General features: G+C 69.8%; 16 protein-coding genes. 3 read left to right on the top strand and 13 right to left on the bottom strand.

What is annotated here, in order from left to right; genetic code table 11:
* Positions 1–56 precede the first annotated feature (56 nt).
* Positions 57–1472: a M20/M25/M40 family metallo-hydrolase gene (locus tag ACMX37_RS10170; RefSeq protein ID WP_483145811.1), complete on the top strand. Its 1416-nt coding sequence runs from the start codon at positions 57–59 to the stop codon at positions 1470–1472.
* Positions 1473–1498: 26 nt separating this feature from the next.
* Here ACMX37_RS10170 and ACMX37_RS10165 read toward each other — a convergent pair whose 3' ends face one another.
* The 12 genes from ACMX37_RS10165 to ACMX37_RS10110 form a co-directional block, all read right to left on the bottom strand.
* The gene (locus tag ACMX37_RS10165; protein ID WP_483145810.1) at positions 1499–3040 is read right to left on the bottom strand and encodes a methyl-accepting chemotaxis protein; all 1542 of its coding nucleotides are present in this window, start codon (positions 3038–3040) and stop codon (positions 1499–1501) included.
* Complete coding sequence (locus ACMX37_RS10160) at positions 3037–3339, bottom strand: hypothetical protein (RefSeq protein ID WP_483145809.1); 303 nt, start codon at positions 3337–3339, stop codon at positions 3037–3039. Before ACMX37_RS10160 ends, ACMX37_RS10165 begins: the two co-directional genes overlap by 4 nt.
* Positions 3329–3616 (bottom strand): hypothetical protein, encoded by a 288-nt coding sequence (locus ACMX37_RS10155; protein WP_483145808.1) that lies wholly within the window; start codon positions 3614–3616, stop codon positions 3329–3331. Before ACMX37_RS10155 ends, ACMX37_RS10160 begins: the two co-directional genes overlap by 11 nt.
* A 2-nt stretch (positions 3617–3618) precedes the next feature.
* The gene (locus ACMX37_RS10150; protein WP_483145807.1) at positions 3619–4059 is read right to left on the bottom strand and encodes a chemotaxis protein CheW; all 441 of its coding nucleotides are present in this window, start codon (positions 4057–4059) and stop codon (positions 3619–3621) included.
* A 22-nt stretch (positions 4060–4081) separates the two neighbouring features.
* A complete protein-coding gene (locus ACMX37_RS10145) occupies positions 4082–4465 on the bottom strand; it encodes a response regulator (protein WP_483145806.1) in 384 nt (127 codons plus the stop codon).
* 18 nt (positions 4466–4483) lie between these two features.
* Positions 4484–5053, bottom strand: coding sequence for a chemotaxis protein CheD (locus tag ACMX37_RS10140; RefSeq protein WP_483145805.1), 570 nt, complete (start codon positions 5051–5053; stop codon positions 4484–4486).
* Positions 5050–6114: a chemotaxis-specific protein-glutamate methyltransferase CheB gene (gene cheB / locus ACMX37_RS10135; protein ID WP_483145804.1), complete on the bottom strand. Its 1065-nt coding sequence runs from the start codon at positions 6112–6114 to the stop codon at positions 5050–5052. The genes ACMX37_RS10140 and cheB overlap by 4 nt, the downstream gene beginning before the upstream one ends.
* On the bottom strand, positions 6111–7007 hold the full coding sequence (locus tag ACMX37_RS10130) for a CheR family methyltransferase (RefSeq protein WP_483145803.1): 897 nt from the start codon (positions 7005–7007) through the stop codon (positions 6111–6113). Before ACMX37_RS10130 ends, cheB begins: the two co-directional genes overlap by 4 nt.
* Before the next feature lie 2 nt (positions 7008–7009).
* Positions 7010–9142, bottom strand: a complete 2133-nt coding sequence (locus tag ACMX37_RS10125) for a chemotaxis protein CheA (protein ID WP_483145802.1) — start codon at positions 9140–9142, stop codon at positions 7010–7012.
* A complete protein-coding gene (locus tag ACMX37_RS10120; RefSeq protein ID WP_483145801.1) occupies positions 9139–9396 on the bottom strand; it encodes an STAS domain-containing protein in 258 nt (85 codons plus the stop codon). Before ACMX37_RS10120 ends, ACMX37_RS10125 begins: the two co-directional genes overlap by 4 nt.
* Before the next feature lie 139 nt (positions 9397–9535).
* Positions 9536–11290 carry a methyl-accepting chemotaxis protein gene (locus tag ACMX37_RS10115; RefSeq protein ID WP_483145800.1) on the bottom strand — a complete coding sequence of 585 codons (1755 nt, stop codon included), beginning with the start codon at positions 11288–11290 and terminating at the stop codon, positions 9536–9538.
* A gap of 40 nt (positions 11291–11330) precedes the next feature.
* Entirely contained in the window at positions 11331–13820 is a 2490-nt protein-coding gene (locus ACMX37_RS10110; RefSeq protein WP_483145799.1) for a TonB-dependent receptor domain-containing protein, read from the bottom strand.
* Positions 13821–14038: 218 nt separating this feature from the next.
* On the opposite strand from ACMX37_RS10110, the gene ACMX37_RS10105 reads away from it, so the two are divergent.
* Both ACMX37_RS10105 and ACMX37_RS10100 read left to right on the top strand, forming a co-directional pair.
* A complete protein-coding gene (locus tag ACMX37_RS10105) occupies positions 14039–15154 on the top strand; it encodes a DUF2332 domain-containing protein (RefSeq protein WP_483145798.1) in 1116 nt (371 codons plus the stop codon).
* A gap of 138 nt (positions 15155–15292) precedes the next feature.
* Complete coding sequence (locus ACMX37_RS10100) at positions 15293–17779, top strand: TonB-dependent receptor domain-containing protein (RefSeq protein WP_483145797.1); 2487 nt, start codon at positions 15293–15295, stop codon at positions 17777–17779.
* Between the two features lie 80 nt (positions 17780–17859).
* On the opposite strand, the gene ACMX37_RS10095 is transcribed toward ACMX37_RS10100, so the two are convergent.
* Positions 17860–19131, bottom strand: coding sequence for an HD-GYP domain-containing protein (locus ACMX37_RS10095; RefSeq protein WP_483145796.1), 1272 nt, complete (start codon positions 19129–19131; stop codon positions 17860–17862).
* Positions 19132–19135: the final 4 nt, after the last annotated feature.

The raw sequence follows: 19135 nt of genomic DNA, 5'->3' as shown, positions 1-19135 counted from the left end.
AGGGGCAAGGGCAAGCGGCTAGACTTGCGTGCGCCCTGTCGATAGCACCTGTGGCTATGAACCGCCTCGCCCCCGCGCTCGCCGCGCTCCCGCTCGCTTTCCTGTCCACCCCCTCCGTCGCGCAGACCCAGGCGCTCGAACAGGCCGCCGCCGCCGCGCTCGAAAGCGACACCCACGCATGGGACTTCGTCGAGGGGATCACCACCGAGGTCGGCCCGCGTCAGGCCGGGACCGAGGCCGAGGCGCGCGGGCGGGCGTGGGCGGTGGCCTGGCTCAAGGCCCGGGGCTTCACCAATGTCGCCGACGAGCCCTTCATGATGGACACCTGGGTGCCCGGCGACATCGCTCGCGCCCGCGTCACCGCGCCTTTCGCGCAGGACCTGACCGTGCTGCCGCTCGGCAATTCCGGCGCGACGCCTGCAGGCGGGATCGAGGCCGAGGTGGTGTTCTTCCGCACCGTCGACGAATTGCGCGCCGCGCCCGCCGGGAGCCTCGCGGGCAAGATCGCCTATATCAGCCATCAGATGCGCCCAGCGCAGGACGGATCGCATTACGGTTTTGCCGGCCCGGTGCGCTGGGTCGGCCCGGGCCTTGCCGCGAGCAAGGGCGCGGTCGGGGTCGTCATCAAGTCGGTCGGCACCGATCACCACCGCAACCCCCACACCGGGGGCACCAGCTTCCCCGAGGGCGTGAAGCCGATCCCGGCGGGTGCGCTGAGCCTGCCGGACGCCGAGAACCTCGAGCGGATGTTCGCCCGCGCCAAGGGGCGGCCGCTGACGCTGCGGCTCGAGATGAACCCGCGCCAGCTCGGCAAGACCGAGAGCGGCAATGTCGTGGGCGAGATCGTGGGGCAGAACCCTTCGCTCCCGCCGGTGCTGCTCGCCTGTCATATCGACAGCTGGTGGAATTCGCCGGGCGCCTTCGACGACGGCGCAGGCTGCGCGATCATCGCGGCGGCCGCGCTCAATGCCGCCAAGGCCGGGCAGCCGCTGCGCACCGTGCGCGTGTTGATGGCCGGGGCGGAGGAAACAGGCCTTTGGGGCAGCAAGGCCTACAGCGAGGCGCACCTAGACGAAGCGATCGCGGTCGGCATCGAGAGCGATTTCGGCGCGGACCGGGTGTGGCGCTTCGATTCGAACTTCCGCGAGAGCAACCCTGCGCTCCACAAGCGTATCGCCGCTGCCGTCGCGCGCTTCGGTGTCTCGGCCGGAAGCGATGTCGCCACCGGCGGCGCGGACCTCAACATCGTGCGCGACCAGAAGGGCGCGCTGATCGATCTCCAGCAGGACGGGATGCGCTACTTCGACCTGCACCACACCCCCGACGACACGCTCGACAAGATCGATCCGGTGCAGTTGCGCCAGAACGTCGCGGTGTGGACGATGGTGGTGGGGATCCTCGCCAACGAGGCCAATTCGATCCTGACGGGCGGCCCGATTCCCTCTGCGCCCAAGATCATGCAGGCCCCCTGATACAGCCCGCCGAGTAGCGCCGCCCGTCAGGCTGCTGGGCGCAGGCGCATCGGGCGCGGTTCGCCATCCTCGCGGCGGAAGTGGCTCACCTGTCCGCGCAGGTCCTCCGCCCCGCGCAGCAATTCGACCGAGGCCGCGCTGGTCTGTTCGGCCATTGCCGCGTTCTGCTGCATCCCGCGGTCGAGCAGGCCCATTGCGGCATCGATCTGGCGGATCGCCTCGACCGCGCTGCCCGAGCCCTGCGCGATGCTGTCGACCTGGCTGGCGATGTCGGAGAAGCGGCTCACCAGCGAGCTGAGCAGGGCAACCAGCTGCTGCACCCGCGCAACGCCGAGCGCGACCTCCTCCTTCGAGGTCGCCACCAGCTGCTTGATCGCTCCGGCCGACTGCGCCGACCGCTGGGCAAGTTCGCGCACTTCGCCTGCCACCACGGCAAAGCCCTTGCCCGCCTCGCCCGCCCGCGCCGCCTCGACCCCGGCGTTGAGCGCCAGCAGGTTGGTCTGGAAGGCGATGGTGTCGATGAAGGCGATCATCTCGCCGATCTGGGTCGACGAAGTCTCGATCCGGGTCATCGCCTCGGCGGCGCCGGCAACATCGGCGGCGCCGCTGTCGGCGTCTGCCTTGGCACCGAGCGCGGTGTCGCGGGTCTCGGCCCACAGCCGGGCCTGGGCCTCGACGTCGCGGAGCAGCTCGGCGGCGGTGCGGGCGACGGTCTCGATCGCGGCGGTCTGCTGTTCGGTCTTGCCCGCCAGATCGCCCGAGGCCTCGCGCAGTTCGAGCGCGCCGGTGGCGACCTGATCGGCGGTGAGGGCCACGGCGCCGACCAGCGCGTCGAGCTGCGCACAGGTCTCGTTGAGCAGCGTGCGTGCGCTGTCGTAATCGCCCGGAAAGGGCACCTCGAGCCGACTCGAGAGGTCTCCCGCGGCAAGGGCGCGCAGGCGCTCGGAGAGGTTGACGAGCACGTGCCGCTGCTGCGCGGCAACCGTCTCGCGTTCGGCCTGGCGCTCGGCGTCGATGCTCGCCTGGGCGGAGCGCGCATCGGAGAGGCCGCGTACCAGTGCCTCGAAACGCTGGCACACGATCATCAGGATGCTTGCCTCCATCAGCACCACCACCGCGTGGAACAGCACCCGTTGCAGGTCGGCACCATCGGGAAACACATAGGCCGGGGCGACGAAGTTGAGCAGCAGGTGGTGGAGCGCGATGGTGATGGTGGCGGCGAGGATCACCCGCCAGCAGGCCATGATCACCAGCACCGCGAGGAAGGCGAAGAACACCATGTGCATGTCGATCAGCCAGCCGCCCTTGCTCGCCAGCGCCAGCAGCAGGCCGGCCTGTAACGGCAGGCTTACGGCGATCGAGAGGCGGGCGATGCCGTCGGACCTTTGCCTGAGGGCAAAGGCCGCCGGCGTCACGAGCAGCATCGCCGCCGCCAGCGCGATCGGCGGCTGGCCGGCGAGCAGGCTCCAGAGGATGATGATCGCGGCGACGAGGCCTTCCAGCATCACCAGCAGCCGCACGCCGTTGGCGCGCAGTTCGCTAATCTCGTAGACCGGCACGGGTTTCACTCGGGGCTCCTCTGCGAACAGGCGGGCGCACGCGCTGCGATGGGAAGGATGCCCGATGCGAGGGCGCCGGGCAGGCTGGTGCTGTCGTCGATGCGGGCGATGACGCGGCCGTTCGCAGTATCGAGTGCCAGCAGCGGGGCTCCCGCACGCTCGGCCCAGGCGAGCACCTCGCCGAGATCGGTGGCGCCGAGCGGCACCAGCAGCGCCGCCTGCCCCGGACGCGGCCAAACCAGCGCCGCGACCAGCGCGAAGGCCACGCCCGCGGCGTGCAGGCCGATCAGGGCGCGATCAAGCCGCACCGGCCTCCTCCAGCGCGTGACGCAGATCGCCGAGCCGGATCGCGGCTACCGCGGCGCGGGGATCGGGGGCGGCGAGCACGCCCGCCATTTCGCGCAGCGACTGGGCCAGCCGGTCGATCTGCTGCAGTTGCACCAGATACCGGCCAGCGATATCGGGGTCGCTGCACAGCACTATGCCGAAGGTCTCGGAATCCTCCGCCAGCGCGGCAAGGTGCGCGGCGATGCCTTCGAGCAGGGCCGGAGAGGGAGCCGCACGGGATTCGGCAGGCGGAACCATCCTCAGGCCGCCAGTTCGACCGGTTCGTCCGCCATCAGCCGGGCAAGATCGAGCACCATCACCATGTCCTCGCCCAGCGGGGCGATGCCTTCGAGGAAGTGGGTGATGGTCTCGTGCCCCATCGCGTCGGGCTGCTGGAGCGTCCCGGCCTCGATCCCGACGATGTCGGCGACATCGTGGACGATCAGCCCGCGCATCTGGCCCTCGTGCTCGATGACGATGATCGGGTTGCGGGGGGTCGCCTCGGTCGGCTCCCAGCCGAGCCGGGCGGCAAGGTCGATCACCGGCAGCACCGCCCCGCGCAGGTTGACGACGCCCGCGACATAGTCCGGCACGCGCGGCAGGCGAGTGACGGGCGACCAAGCGCGGATCTCGCGCACGGTCATGATATCGATTCCGAAGCGCTGGCTGGCGATCCCGAAGGTGATGAGTTCGTGGCGCATGGGGACGTTACCTCGGGCAGGGTCAGTGGATCACGCGGCGCAGCGCGGCGGTGAGCTTGTCGGCGTCGAAGGGCTTGACGATCCAGCCCGTCGCCCCGGCATTGCGGGCGCGCTGCTTCTTTTCCTCTGAGCTTTCGGTGGTCAGCACCAGGATCGGGCGTTCGGCATGGAGGGCGCTCGCACGCAGCTTCTCGATCAGGCCGAAACCGTCGAGGCGCGGCATGTTGATGTCGGTGATGATCACGTCGACCTCGTTCGAGGCGAGCCATTCGAGCGCTTCCTGACCATCCTCGCACTGTTCGACCGCGAAGCCGCGCGAGGTCAGGGCGCCGAGCAGCAGCGCGCGCATCGAGGCGCTGTCGTCGACCGTCAGGACACGGATAGTGGCGGGGTTGCTGGCTTGCATGATGTGCTCCGTTTGGCCCTAGAATAGCTCGACCGTCCCAAGTGCCGATTGCGGCCGCCCCAGTGGTTTCTGCGTAGGTGCGGTGTCGGCGGGGACCAGCCGGGCGCGCACCTGCCCGCTGGCGGGGCGGAACTGGATGCGCCGCGCCTGGGTGCCCTCGAGATCCTCGAACACCTTGGGGATGTTCTCGCGCTCGAGGAACTGGCGGGCGAAGGCGGCATTGGCGGTGCCGATCGGCGAGAGGTCGGGATTGAGGTTCGCGCCTCCGTAGAGCCGCGCGCGCATCCGGCTCTTTTGCGCGCCGAGAGAAAGCATCTCGTTGATCAGCAGCTCCATCAGGAACAGGCCGTAATCGCTGTCGAAGGTCTGGTTGCGGACATGGGCCGGCGGCTCGGCGAGCAGAAAGTGGTTCATGCCGCCCACCCGCGCCAAGGGGTCGAACAGGCAGGTCGCCACGCAGCTGCCGAGGATCGTGCTCATCTCCACCCGCGGATCGGTGCTCGCCTTGGCCTCGCCCTGGACGATGGTGATGCGGATCGCCTCGGGCGGTGATCCGGCCGGGGCGGGGAAGGGGGTCATGGCGGTCATGGCGCGGGTGCCTTGTTGGGTGTGAAGATGGCCGGGGCGATGCGATCGAGCGGCAACACCTCGCCGGCCGCGCCGAGCTCGATCGCCGCGCGCGGCATGCCGAAGACGACGCTGCTCGCCTGGTCCTGGGCGATGGTGCGCGCCCCGATGCTGGCGAGCTGGGCCATGCCCTGCGCGCCGTCCTGCCCCATGCCGGTGAGCAGGATGCCGAGCGCCCGCGGCCCGCGGGAAGGCCCGAGCGTGGAGGCGAGCGAGGCGAACAGACGGTCGACGCTGGGGCGGTGCCCGGAGACCGGATCGCCCTCGCGCAGCACGCAGCGCAGGCCCCGCGCACCGGCCGCCGCGACCTGAAGGTGCCGCTCGTTCCCCGGCGCGAGCAGGATCGTGCCGCTTTCGAGCGGCATGTCGCTTTCCGCCAGCATCACCCGCGGGCGCACCGTGCGGTCGAGGGACTGGGCGATGGCCCCGGCGAAGCAGCCGTTGATGTGCTGGACGACGAGGGTGGGCGGGCAATCCGCGGGGAAGCTTGCGAGGACGGTGTGCAGCGCTTCGACCCCGCCTGTCGAGGCGCCGATGACGATGGCCTCGGGCAGGGCGTGGACGGGCGCAGGTGACGGGGCCGGGGCCGAGAGCGTGCGGGCCGGTCGCGCCGGTGCGGGGGCAAACCGCACCCGCGCCGCCTCGCGCACCATCGCCGGCAGGGCGTCGTCGTCGGTTCCGCCTTGGGCCATCCGCAGCTGCGACTTGGGGATGCAGCCCACCGCGCCCAGCTGCAGCCCGCGCACCGTCGCGCTCGCGCCGGCCTCGGTTGCGCTGGACACGAGGATCACCGGCGTCGGGCGCAGGGCCATGATCTTCTCTAGGAAGGACAGTCCGTCCATCCCCGGCATCTCGATGTCGAGCGTCACCACGTCGGGATCGAGCGCCTTGATGAGCTGGCGCGCTTCGGCTGCGTCGGCGGCGGTGCCGGCGACGGTGATGTCGCTCTCGCGCTCGAGCCGGTGCTGGAGCAGCGCGCGCATCAGCGGGCTATCATCGACGATCAGGACGCGGATGCTCATTCTGCGCCCTTCCGGCGGTAGATGGTCGGCCCGACCGGTTCGAGCAGCACCGTCGCGGGGCCGCTGACCCTTTCGGAATGGCCGATGTAGAGATGGCCGCCCGGTGCCAGCTGACGGGCGAAGCGGGCGACCAGATGGTCCTTGGTCGGGGCGTCGAAGTAGATCATCACGTTGCGGCAGAAGATCACGTCGAAGGTTCGCCGCATCGGCCATTCGCCCATCAGGTTGAGCTCACGGAAGCGGACCATCGCCTGCAGCGCCGGATCGATCGCGAGGCGCGGCTCGCCGCCGCCTCCGGCAGCCGGAGTGCACCAGGTGCGCCGCAGCCCTTCGGGCAGGGCTTCGAGCGCGCTTGCCGGATAGGTCGCGCCCCGCGCGCCTGCGAGGGCGTTGACCGAGATGTCGCTGGCGAGCGCCAGCACGCGGCTCTGCGCGATCCTGAGGCCCGCTTCGCGTTCGGGCCCGAGCAGCACCATGAGCAGCGTCCAGATCTCCTCGCCGGTCGAACAGCCCGCCGACCAGATGCGCACCTCCTCGCCGGCCAGCGCGCGGCGCACGAGGCCGGGGCGCAGTTCGGCGGCGAAATGATCGAAGTGATGCGGCTCGCGGTGGAAATAGGTGTGGTTGGTGGTCAGCGCCGCGATCACCGCGGTCAGTCCCTGCGGGTCCTCCTCCAGCGCATCGAGAAAGGCGCCGAAGCTCGTCAGGCCGCTGCGCCGCACCAGCGGGGCGAGGCGCGAATAGGCGAGCATGCGCTTGCGGTCCGACAGGACGATGCCGCTGCGGTCATGGATCAGCGCGGCAATGCGGCGGAAATCGGCTTCGCTGTAGATGGCGGGGCTGACACCGGGCACGATGCTGTCGGTCGCCGCCGCGGCGGAGGGGGCCTGCATGGTCAGGCCGCAGCCGCCAGAGCCATGCCGGCGCCGCCCGCGTGTGCGGCGGTGCTGGCGATGAAATCGACATCGACGATCAGCGCCACCTTGCCGTTGCCGAGGATCGTCGCCCCCGCGACACTGTCGATCTGGCGGTAATGGGCATCCAATGCCTTGATGACGAACTGGCGTTGATCGGTGATCGAATCGACAAGCAGTGCGGCACGGCCGTGGCCTTCGGTCTCGACCAGCACCAGCACGCCCTCGCAGGGGTTCACGACCGCCGCGTTCGCGCCCGTCAGCGCGCCCAGCGGCACGATCGGCACGAAGCTGCCGCGGGCGTTGAGCATCTGGGCGCGGGTGCCCATGCCCTTCACATCGGCGGGGGTGGGCCGGAGGCTCTCGATCACGTGGGTGAGCGGGATCACCAGAGACTGGTCGCCGACCTGCACGATCATCCCGTCGGAAATGGCGAGCGTCAGCGGCAGGGCGAGGCTGAAGGTGGTGCCCTTGCCGGGCACGCTCTCGATGGTGATGCGCCCGCCAAGCTCCTTCACGTTCTGCTTGACCACATCCATGCCCACCCCGCGCCCGGAGATGTTCGAGACCTGCGCGGCGGTGGAGAAGCCGGGGGCGAAAATCAGCTGGTTGATGTCGTCGTCGGTCAGCTGCGCCTCGGGCGCGACGAGGCCGTTGGCGATGGCCTTCGCCAGCACCCGCTCGCGGTCGATCCCGCGCCCGTCATCGGCGATGCGGATGATGATGCGACCCGCCTTCTGCTCGGCCGAGAGGGTGAGGGTGCCCTCAGGGTCCTTGCCCGCGGTGCGGCGTTCCTCCGGAGGCTCGATCCCGTGGTCGACGGCGTTGCGGATGAGGTGGGTCATGGGCTCGGAGAGCCGCTCGATCACGGTCTTGTCGAGCTCGGTGGTCTCGCCGAACACCTCCAGCTTGACGTGCTTGCCGGTCGAGGTGCCGAGTTCGCGCAGCAGCCGGGGGACGCGGCCGAACACCGAGCTGATCGGCTGGGCGCGGAAGGCCATCGCGTGTTCCTGGATGTCGCGCACCAGCGTTTCGATCAGCGCCAGCTCCTCGATATGGGCGAGGTTCTCGTTGGCGAGCCGCTGGGCGAGCATCGCCTGCGCGATCACCAGTTCGCCGACGCCGTCGATCAGCATGTCGAGCTTTCTGAGGTCGATGCGCACCGACTGCGTCACGGGAGCGGCGGCGGCGGGTGTCGCCGGCCCTGCGCCCGCCGGGGCGGCCGGCGCGGGCGCAACCGGCGCGCCGGCAGCACTTTCCGCCTCAGCGGGCGCGGGTGCGGGGGTGGCGGACGCCAAGGGCGGCTGGGGCGCAGCGATGCGCGGGGGCGGCATGGTGCCCTCCGGCCCGTAGGCGACCGCGACCTCGTCACCGACGAAATCGAAGATCTCGGCGACGCTCTCGCGCGTGACATGGCCGGGCATCCGGAAGGTCCAGCCGAGATAGCCCTCGTTCACGGAAAGGCGCTCGAAGGTCGGAATGGCGGCGATGTCGCACAGCTCGCAGGTGCCGCCGAGGTCGCACAGTTCGCGCAGCCACAGCAGCGGCTCGCTGCCCTTGGTCATGGCGCCGGCATGGGGACGGATGTGGACCAGCCAGCTTTCGGGCGCTGCCTCGGGAGCCGGGGCTGGGGCGGCAAGCTCGTTCAGCAGCGCGTCGAGATCGTCGAGCGGATCGCTTGCGGCTGCCACCGGGGCCGCGGCGGGCGCGGGCGGGGAGACGGCAACCTCCCCGCCGTTGCCCGCCCGCGCAGCCTCCAGCCGCGCGAGAAGTTCGGCATCCTCGGGCGGGGTGCCGCCGCCGCGCGCGGCCTCGACATGGTCGCGCAGGCAATCGAGCGCCAGCAGCAGCAGATCGACCAGCCCGGGTTCGAGCGGCACCAGCCCCTCGCGGATGTCGCCCAGCAGGTTCTCGAAGCCGTGGGTGTAGGCGGCGAGCGCAGTGTGCCCGAAGGCGCCGGCGCCACCCTTGATCGAATGCACCGCGCGGAAGATCGCGTTGATCGTCTCGGCATCGTGGGTGCCCTCGCGGCAGGCGGCCAGCCCGCCTTCCGCCGCCTCGAGCGCCTCCTCGCACTCGACGAAGAAGATCTGCCTGATGTCGTCTTCGGTCATGCCGTCACGCCCTCCAGAAGGACGTGGTCGAGACCCGCGAGGCGCAGCGCGGAGGTGAAGGCGTCGCTGGGGTGCCGGATCGCGATCCCGCCCTCGCTGCGCGCTGCCGAGACCAGCAGTTGCAGCATCGCCTGCCCGATCCGCTCGACGCGGGCGGCATCGACCGGCAAGGGCGCGGGCCCGAGCGATTCCGCGATTTCAGGGTAAAGCGCGCTGGCGGCGCTCCGGTCGCAGATGGAGGGAAGAGTGATCATCCTTGCGGCCTCGCTGAGAGAGGGGAAGCAGTCGGCGGCTCCGGCCCCTTGCGGGGTCCGGAAGCCTGTCCAAGGTCATAAGCGACAGGGTTAAAGAGCGGTTTTCGCAGGGCCCGGGGGCAATCCCCTAGCCGCGCGCCTAGGCCGCGAGGGTGCCGCCCCAGCCGCCGCCTGCCGGCCCGGCACGCTCCGTATCCCTGCCGATCCGGAAGCCTGCGAAGGTGGCGGCCAGCTGGCGCGCTTCGTGGTTGAGGTTCTTGGTCGCCGCGTTGGTTTCCTCGACCATCGCCGCGTTCTGCTGGGTCATCTTGTCCATCGCCCCGATCGTCTCGGAGACCTTGCGCAGCGCGATGCTCTGTTCGCTGACGGCATCGGCGATGCTGGTGACGGCCTGCGTCACCTCGCCGACCCGGGCGATGATCGCCTCGAGTGCGGAACCGGTCTCGTTGACCAGCGAGACGCCCGTCTGGACATGCCCGCCGACCGCCTCGACCCGCGACTTGATCTCGCTCGCCGCCTCGGTCGCCCGCATCGAGAGCGCGCGGACTTCCGAGGCGACCACCGAGAAGCCCTTGCCCGCCTCGCCCGCGCGCGCGGCCTCGACCCCGGCGTTGAGCGCGAGGAGGTTTGTCTGGAAGGCGATGTTGTCGATCATTGCGGTGATCTCGGAGATCTCGACGCTCGCGGTCTCGATCTTGCCCATCGCCTGGATCGCGCGGCCGACCACCTCGCCGCCAGTCTCCGCCTCGGCCCGCGCCTCGCGCATCGAGCCGCTGACGCCGACCGCGAGGCTCGCGTTCTGCTCGATATTGGCGGTGAGGCTCGCCATCGTGCTGGAGGAAAGCTGGAGGCGCGCGGCCTGATCCTCGCTGCGGCTGGCGAGGTCGGTCATGGCATGCTCGATCTCGTTCGAGGTGAGGTTGATCGAGCCGATGCTGTCGTTGACGGCCCCCATCGCCTGCGAGAGGCGCTCCATCGCCCCGTTGAAGTCCCGCGCGAGCGCGGCGAAGGCGGGGGGCATGTCGGTGAGGCGCACGGTCAGGTCCGAATCCGCGACCGCCGCCAGGGTCCGGCCGATACGGGCGACCGCCTCCTCGCGCTCGGCCACGGCCTGCTGGCGCTCGACCGCGGCGTCGCGGAACACCAGCATCGCCTGCGCCATCGCGCCCAGCTCGTCGCTGCGCTCGGTGCCGGGAATGGCGATCTCGTTCGATCCCTTCGAAAGGTCGGTCACCGCCCTGGTGAGATCGACAATTGGCTGCGCAATCGACCTGGTCAGCCCGCGCGAGAGCACCAGCGCAAGCCCGATCAGGATCGTGCCGCCGAGGCCGATCGCGACCCATGCCATGGTGATGACACCGGCCTGGCGCTCGGTCTCGGCTGCAATAGCGGCATGCTGGGCATCGCGGATCTCGCGCAAGGGGTTGACGGCATCGGTCACCAGCACCCGCTTGCCCGCCGCACGGATCGCCTCCTGCGCGGCGTCACGGCCGCCGGCCTTGACCACGGCGATATACTTGTCGCCCCAGTCGCGGCGCCATTCGAGCGTCTCCTCGCGCGAGACGCGGGCGAGCTGCTTGAGCGCCGGGTCGGCGAGCGCGGCTTCGAGCTTGCGCGAGGCCTCGTCGTAATCGTCGCGGCCCTCGTAGTAGGACTTGAGGTAGCTTTCGTCGGCGGTGACGAGGAAGCCGCGCATCTGGCTGTTCTGGCGCAGAAGCGCCGTCTCCAGTGCCAGCACGTCGGCGAGGATTTCCTGGCTCGCGGTGTTCCTCGCGGTGACCGAGGAGATCATCGCGAGGCTCACCCCGCAGGCGATCATCACGGCCGCCGCGACGACGTTCAGCGCGATGAAGGCAAAGCCGAGACGGCGCGGGATGTTCATCCGGTCAAGCATGGCGGGGGTTCCTCTCGTCCAGGTTTTCGACGCCTGCCCCTCAGAAGGCGTAGCGCAGGGATGCGGTGACGGTGCGCCCGTTCATGACCTGCGCGTTGGCGAGGCCCGAGGGCGGGATGGTGGGGGCCTGGATCGCGACCACGGCCAGTTCGTCGAAGACGTTGAAGGCGTTGAGCGCGAGCGTCAGGCCCTCGGCGGGGCGGTATTGCACGAAGGGGCTGACGAGGACGTAGCCCGGCTGGCGCAGCTGGTTGGTATCCTGCGCATAGCTCGAGGTGGTGCCGTTGATCACCGCGCCGAAGCTCACCGCCTCGAGCGCGACCTCGGGCCGGGCGAAGAAGGCGAAGTCGGGGATGTGGCGGGGGGTGTTCCCGTCGAAGGCGGGGTCGATCGCGTCCCGGTCGATGGCGGCATCGGTCCAGGTCGCGCCGACGACGAGGGCGAAGGGCCCTTCACGCCACTCGCCCTCGAATTCGAGCCCCTTGGCGCTGTAGGTGCGGTTGACCGGCACCACCTGCGCCTGCCCGGCCGCATTGGCGTTGATCTGGAAATTGCGCTCGTCGGTCGAGGCCCAGAAGCCGGTGAGGAAGGCACTGAGGCCGTCCTTGCGGAATTTCACCCCGGCCTCGGCCTGCTTGACGATCGACACCTGCACGCCCGGATCGCGCGGGCGGCCGGTGACGGGATCGAGCGTTTCGGTGCCGATGGCGTTCTCCGCGCTCGCCCGCCCGCCGCGGCTGTAGCGGGCGAAGGCGGAGAGGTTGTCCGTGAAGCGGTAGTTCACCCCGGCGGAGTAGGAGAGATAGTCGTAATCGTAGTCGACCGGCGCGGGCTGGCTGAGCGGCAGGATCGGCACGGTGCGCTCGGGCACGGAGATCTGCCCGTTGCCGTTGACGTCGATCGGCGCGACGCCGACCCGTCCGGCGCCGAAGTTCGAGGAGAACACCTGCCCCTGCACGTTGCCACGATCCCAGCGGATGCTGGCACCGATGGCGAGCTTGCCGATCTGGTAGTTCACCGAGCCATAGGGCGCGAGGATGTCGTAGGTCACGTCGTAGCGGTTGTGATAGATGGTGAAGGGCAGGCCGACCGCGAAGCCGTAGGCAAGGGTCCCCGCGTCGGTCAGCGGCAGGCCGGCCGCCGTGGCGAGGTTCACCGGCGCGCTGCGCCCGCCGCCGGCGAGGTCCTGCAAGGTGCTGGTGAAGTTCCAGAACATCCTGATGTCCTGGCTCGAATTGTAGACCCCCGCGGTCGTCGTCAGCTTGCCTTCGCCCACGTCCCACACGCGGGTGGCGCGCAGGTCGTTGGTGGCGTTGTCGAGGCTCTCGAGATCGGCATGGATCCGCGCCGAAAGCGCCAGCAGGCGCGCGTCGGTGATGGCCTGGCCGGACTGCGGCCCGGCCGCATATGTCAGGCGGGCCCCCGGGCCGCCGAAGCCGGCGAAGAAGGGTGCCGGCGCCGCCACGAAGGGCACGTTGTCGTTGTATTCCCCGCTGATGTCGGAGAAGCGGAAGCGGTTGGTGACGGTGAAACCGGCGATCTCGAACTGGGCTTCCAGCCCGATCGCCGCGACCCGCGCGGCAAGGCCGTCGCCCGCGTCGAGCACGGTCGGCTGGTTGTTGCGGTCGACCTCGGCATAGGAGCGGGTGAGCGGCGAGAGATAGCCCTGCTCGCGGATGTCATAGCCGGGCAGGAAGCCGATATCAGGGTCGGCATCCGTCCCCCGGATGGTCACGGGCAGGGTGCCGTAATTGGGCTGACGGTCGTCGAGATACTTGCCGTAGAGGCGGATGTAGCCGCGCTCGAACTCGCGCGTGAGGTTGGCCTTGATCTGCCCGCCCTCGAAGCCGTTGAAGCCGATCTCGCGGGGGCCCTCTCCGGTGCGGTAGAAGCCGCCCGCATGGAACCGCCAGCCATCGCCGAGCGGCGCCCCATAGGCGAAATCGATGCGCTTCAGGTCATGGCCAACCCCGCTCGAGACCTGCATGAGGCCGCCCGCCGTCTCGCCGGTCTTGGAGATGAAGTTGATCAGCCCGCCCGGCGAGTTCGAGGCGAATGTCGAGGCCGAGCCGCCGCGGATCGCCTGGACCTGCGACAGCGTGAGGTCGGCGCGCAGGAACTGGTCGATCCCGGCGAACTGGATGTCGCCGAATTCGAGCACCGGCAGGCCGTCCTCCTGCAATTGCAGGAATTTCGAACCTTCCGCCGCCAGCGGCAGCCCGCGGATGGTGATCGCCGAGAAGCCGTCGATGTCGGAGGTCTCGGAGCGGATGCCGGGGATGTTCTGCATGATCCCGGCGATCGAGCTGACCGAGAGCTGGGCGAGATCGTGGTCGTCGAGCACGCTCGCCGAGATGGCGGTGTCGAGCAGGTCGCGGCCCTTGGCGACACCGGTGGTGAAGGCCTTGGGGGAAGGTGCCGGTGCCGGGGCGGCGGCTGTATCTTCGGAGAGGGTCGCGTCCTCCGCCCTGAGCGGGAGTGCGGCGGTGGTGGCGAACAGGGTGGCGACAAAGGCGGTGCAAAGGCGCATGCTTCGGGGAACTCCGGGATTGAGCCAAGTCGGTCGGAGCGTCGCCCTAGAACCGCTCCCTTTAACCGGGCGGCGCGGCGCGGATCGGTAGTGTTACGGGGCAGGCGATGGCCCCCCGAACGAGGCGCCTGCGCGCTTTCCCCTAGGCCGGCAGCCAGACAATTTGCCGGAGCGCGCCCTATGGCTGCGGTTCCTGTCCGTGATCCGAGGCCGCGCGCTTGACGTTCCAATTCCTTCCCGACCAGCTCGCCCTGGCACGGCCCGATCTGGCCGATCGCCCGGGCCGCGCGGTCCGCCAGCTGCGCATCGAGGCGCGCAAGGCCGCCGGTTTCGGCAAGCCGCTGGCCGCCGCCCTGATGGAGTCGCTGGCGCGGGTGCTGCCGCGCAGCGGGCCCGTGTTCGCGTGCATCGAGCACTGGCCGGGCGATCTCGCCAGCGACGGCGTGATCTTCCGGCTCAATGCCGGCCTGCACGCCCTTGCGCTGTCGGGGCAGGCGGAGAGGCTGGGCGCGCTTTATAACCAAGGCCTGCTGCTGCCTCCCGCGCTGCTCGACCGCACGTTGGCGCAGGCGCTTTCCCGCCATGCCGACGCGCTGCTCGGCTGGCTCGCCCATCCCACCCAGACCAACGAGGTCGCGCGCGTGGCGGGCCTTGTCGCCGCGCTGCTCGAACTCGGGCGCGAGCGGGCGATGCCCTGCGAGGTGCTGGAACTCGGGGCGAGCGCCGGGCTCAATCTCAATGTCCAGCACTATGCCGTCCGGCTCGGCGCCGTCGCGGCCTGCGCGCCGACGAGCGCCGTCACGCTGGCTCCCGCGTGGCGCGGGCGCGGGGCGGCTCCGGGCGAGCTGGCGATCACCGCCGCGCGCGGGGTCGATCTCCATCCGCTCGATGTCGCCTTGCCTGCCGACCGCCAGAGCCTCAGGGCCTATGTCTGGCCCGGGGAGGTCGCCCGCGCCGAGCGGCTCGAAGCCGCGATCGGGATCGCGCGCGGCCATCCGCCGCAGGTCGAGGCCGGACGTGCGAGCGCATGGCTTGCCCGCCGCCTTGCAGAGCCCCAGCCAGCGGACACGCGCCGCGTCGTGTTCCATTCGATGGTGCTGCAATATGCCGACGCCGCCGAGCGCGCCGCGATCGATGCCGCCTTCGCCGCGGCGGGCGCGGGGGCGCGGCCCGACCGCCCGCTGGCGCGGGTCGGCATCGAGTGGCGCGCCGACCGCCGCGCGGTCGAACTGCGGATCGCGCAGTGGGAGGGGGCGGGCCACGCGGGCGAGAGCCGCATTGCCGCGCACTGCCACCCCTATGGAGAATGGATCGACTGGCAGGGCCTCGCCTGAAGGCCCTCGGGGCCATTCCCTAGCGTCACTCCCTAGGTGGGGCTTTCAAGCCTGCCAATTCCCGCAGGTCTAACTGGCAGGCTGCACTCGATGAAGCCGGGCCGATCCCGGGCACGGCACAACCGGGGGGAGATTGCCATGAGAACGCACACCAGATTGCTGCTGCTTGCCGCCACCAGCGCCTTCGCCATGCCGGCGCTGGCGGAGGAGAATGCCGAGGCCGAAGCCGAAGCCGAAGCCGTCCAGTCCGCCGCGCCCGCCCGGCCGCCGGCCGAGATCTTCTCGACCGGCATGGCCAAGGGTCGCGACCGGCTCGACAGCGCGACCTCGACCTCCGCCCTCAGGGGCGAGGAGATCGACCGCTTCGGCCCGCGCCCATTGGGCGAGGTGCTGCGCACGATGGCGGGCCTGCGCGTTGCGACCGGCATCGGCGAGGGCAACAACAACTACACCGTGCGCGGGCTGCCGCTGGCGGCGGGGGGTTCCAAATACATGCAGTTCCAGGAGGACGGTCTGCCGGTGCTCGAATTCGGTGACCTCTTCAACGTCGCCACCGACGTCTACCTGCGCAACGACTTCACCGTCGGCGCGATCGAGACGATCCGCGGCGGTTCGGCCTCGACCTTCGCCTCGAACTCGCCGGGCGGGATCGTCAACGTGATCTCGCGCACCGGCGAGCAGGTCGGGGGCCGCGCGCAGGTGACCGCCGGGCTCGACTTTGACGAGAAGCGCATCGACTTCGACTATGGCGCCAAGCTGGGTGCGAACACCCGCATGTATATCGGCGGCTTCTACCGCCAGGGCGAAGGGCCGCGCGACATCGGCTTCACGGGCGTGCGCGGCGGGCAGATCAAGGCCAACATCACCCGCACCTTCGAGGGCGGCTATGTGCGCGCCTATTTCAAGCTGCTCGACGACCGCTCGCCGACCTTCGCGCCCTATGCGGTGAACATCACCGGCACGGATGCCGACCCTACGATCCGCAGCTTCCCCGGCTTCGACCTCAGGCGGGATTCGACGCTCTCGGGCTTCCTCGGGCCGGTCATCACGCTCGATCGCAACAACCAGCCGGTCGCCCTGCCGATCGCCACGGGGCAGAGCGCCAAGTCGCATTCGCTGGGTCTCGAGGCGCAGTTCGAACTCGGCGGCTGGACCCTCACCAACCGCATGCGCTACGCCGCCAACGGCGGCGATTTCAGCCGGATGTTCCCCAACCGCCAGAACACCGTCTCGGCCTTCGCGGCATCGATCGGCGGGGCGGGTTCGACCGCCGCCTATGCCAGCGGGCCGCTCGCCGGGCAGGCGATCCCGGCGGGGAGCGCGATCAACGGCAACGGGCTGCTGTCGCTCTATTTCGTCAGCTTCGTGCGCGCGCGCTCGCTCGACAACTTCACCAACGACCTGCGCGCCAGCAAGGTCTGGGAAGTGGGCGGCGGCAAGCTGACCACCACCGGCGGGCTTTACCTTGCGACGCAGGAGCTCGACACCACCTGGCTGCACACGGCGATGATCGTCGATGCGGCGGGCGGGGGGCGGACCGCGCAGGTCGACATCTTCAACGCCGCCGGGCAACCCCAGACCCTGAACGGCTATTTTGCCTTCGGACGCGAGAGTAGCCTGTTCCGGCGCATCTTCGATGTCGATTACCGCGTGCTCGCGCCTTACGGCTCGGTCAACTTCCACGTCGGCAAGCTCGCGGTCGGCGGATCGCTGCGCTACGACAGCGGGCGCGTGCGCGGGCAGCTGTTCGGGGCCGACCTCGGCGGCGGGCGGCAGGGGCTGACCAGCTTCGACTTCAACCGCGACGGGACGATCAACCCGGCCGAGCGCCGCACCGCCTTCCTCCCGCTCGACCGGCCTGCGCCCGTCGATTACGACTACGGCTATCTCAGCTACTCCGCCGGGGTGAACTACCGCGTGGCCGAGAGCTTCTCGGTCTTCGCGCGCTACAGCCGCGGGGCGCGGGCCAATGCCGACAAAATCCTGTTCACCCCGATCGTCGATCCGCTCACCGGCGGCGTCGCCGTTGGCGACCGCGAGGATGCGGTCACCCAGATCGAGGGCGGCTTCAAGCTGCGCCGGAACGGGATCACCGTCAACGGCACGGTGTTCCATGTCGAGGCCGACGACAAGAACGTGCTCAACGGCGCGGCCAATGCCACCAACCGCTCCTACGAGGCCGAGGGGGTCGAGCTCGAAGGCACCTTCACCCGCGGCGTGTTCAACCTGATGCTGGCCGCGACCTACACCCAGGCCAGGATCACCGAGGACCGGGTCGGGGGCGTCTTCACCGGCCGCGAGCCGCGCCACCAGCCGGACTGGGTGTTCGTCGCGGTGCCGCAGGTCGATCTCGGCCGGTTCGCCGCCGGAGCGAACATCGTCACCATTACCGGCAGCTACGCGCAGGACAGCAACCTCCTGCGGATGCCCGGCTTCACCACGGTCGGCGCCTATGTCGAATACGAACCTGCCGAGAACCTGCGCCTGACGCTCAGCGCGCAGAACCTGTTCGACACGCTCGGCATCTTCGAGGTCAACCAGGCGAGCGTGCCCGCCAACGGCATCGGCTTCGCCCGCGCCGCCAACGGGCGGACCGTGCAGGCCTCGCTGCGCCTCGCATTCTGACGACCGGCACCATCGACGAAACGGGAACGGGCCGGCGAGCGATCGCCGGCCCGTTCTGCTTGCGCCAGGGCGAAACCGGGTCAGGCCTCGGCGTGACTGCGATAGGCGCTGAGGAACACCAGTTCGCGCAGTTGCGCGTGGTCGGGAAGGTCGAGCCCTGCGAGATCGGCGATCCCCGTGATCCGTTCATTGTCGTTCCCGTGGGCGAGCGCGATGCGATAGGGCTTGATGCGCTCGCCCGTCTCGAAGGAATAGAAGGCCTGCACCACGGGGCGCAGCGGGTCCTTGCGGTCCTCGTCGATCACCATGGCGAGCTTGCGGCTGCTCAGCGCGACGAAGGAGCCGACCGGGTAGAAGCCGACCGTCTCGATGAAGGCGCGCAGGATCTCGGCGTCGAAGGCGCCCTCGTCCGCCCGCAGTGCCGCAATCGCCGCCGCCGGGTCGAGCGCCGGTGCGCGGTCCGATCCGGTCAGGTGGAAATCGAAGCTGTCGCAGATCGCCGCCATGCGCGCGACCAGCGGAATGTCCTCGCCCTTGCAGGCCTGCGGAAAGCCGCGGCCGTCCATCCGCTCGTGGTGGAACAGGCAGGCGTCGAGCACCAGTTGCGGCAGATCGCCATCGTTCCTGAGCGCCCGATGGCCGAGCAGCACGTGGCTCTGCCAGACGCGCGCCTCGAGATTGCGGTAATCGCCGCCCGGGGGATCGCTGGCCTGCGGCAGGTAGTTGACCCCGATATCGAGCAGCAGCCCCGCCAGCCCGCAATTGTGGATGTCCTGCGCGGGCAGCTTCAAGCGGTCGGCGAGCGCCACCATCAGTGCGCTGACCGACAGCGCATGGCGGAAGACCGCCTCGTTCTTGAGCTTGCAGCGCATCAGCCCGCTGAAGGCCTGGGGATTGCGCCGCACCGAGGCGAGGATGTCGCTCACCACGGGTTCGACCTTGCGCACGTCCAGTGCCTTGCCGAGGCGCGCGGCGATGAAGGCCCGGTTGAGCCGATCGCGCGCCTGTTCGGCGATCGCTGCGGCGGTTTCCAGCTCCTGCGCCATCGAGACCGGCGAGGTTGCGGTCAGCTGCACCGCGGTGCGTTGCCGGATGCTGCGGATGCGCGCGGCGGACGGCGGGGACGACGGCGCCGGGGCCTTCGCCGGGGGCGTTGCCGACGGAGCAAGATCCCGCCCCTTCGCCGTATCGATCACCACGCTGCGCACCCGGCTCGCCTTGATCGCTGCGAGCCGGTCCGCATCCTCGATCAGGAACTTCGCTTTCCAGAACGGATGCTCGAACCAGCCGCCCTCGAACTTGTGGACGAACATGCCCAGCTGGAGTTCGGCGACGGGGATCTGCTTCAACATCGGT

The organism is Porphyrobacter sp. THAI-01a, assembly GCF_056868655.1.
This window is presented reverse-complemented; position numbering and strand designations above follow the sequence as displayed.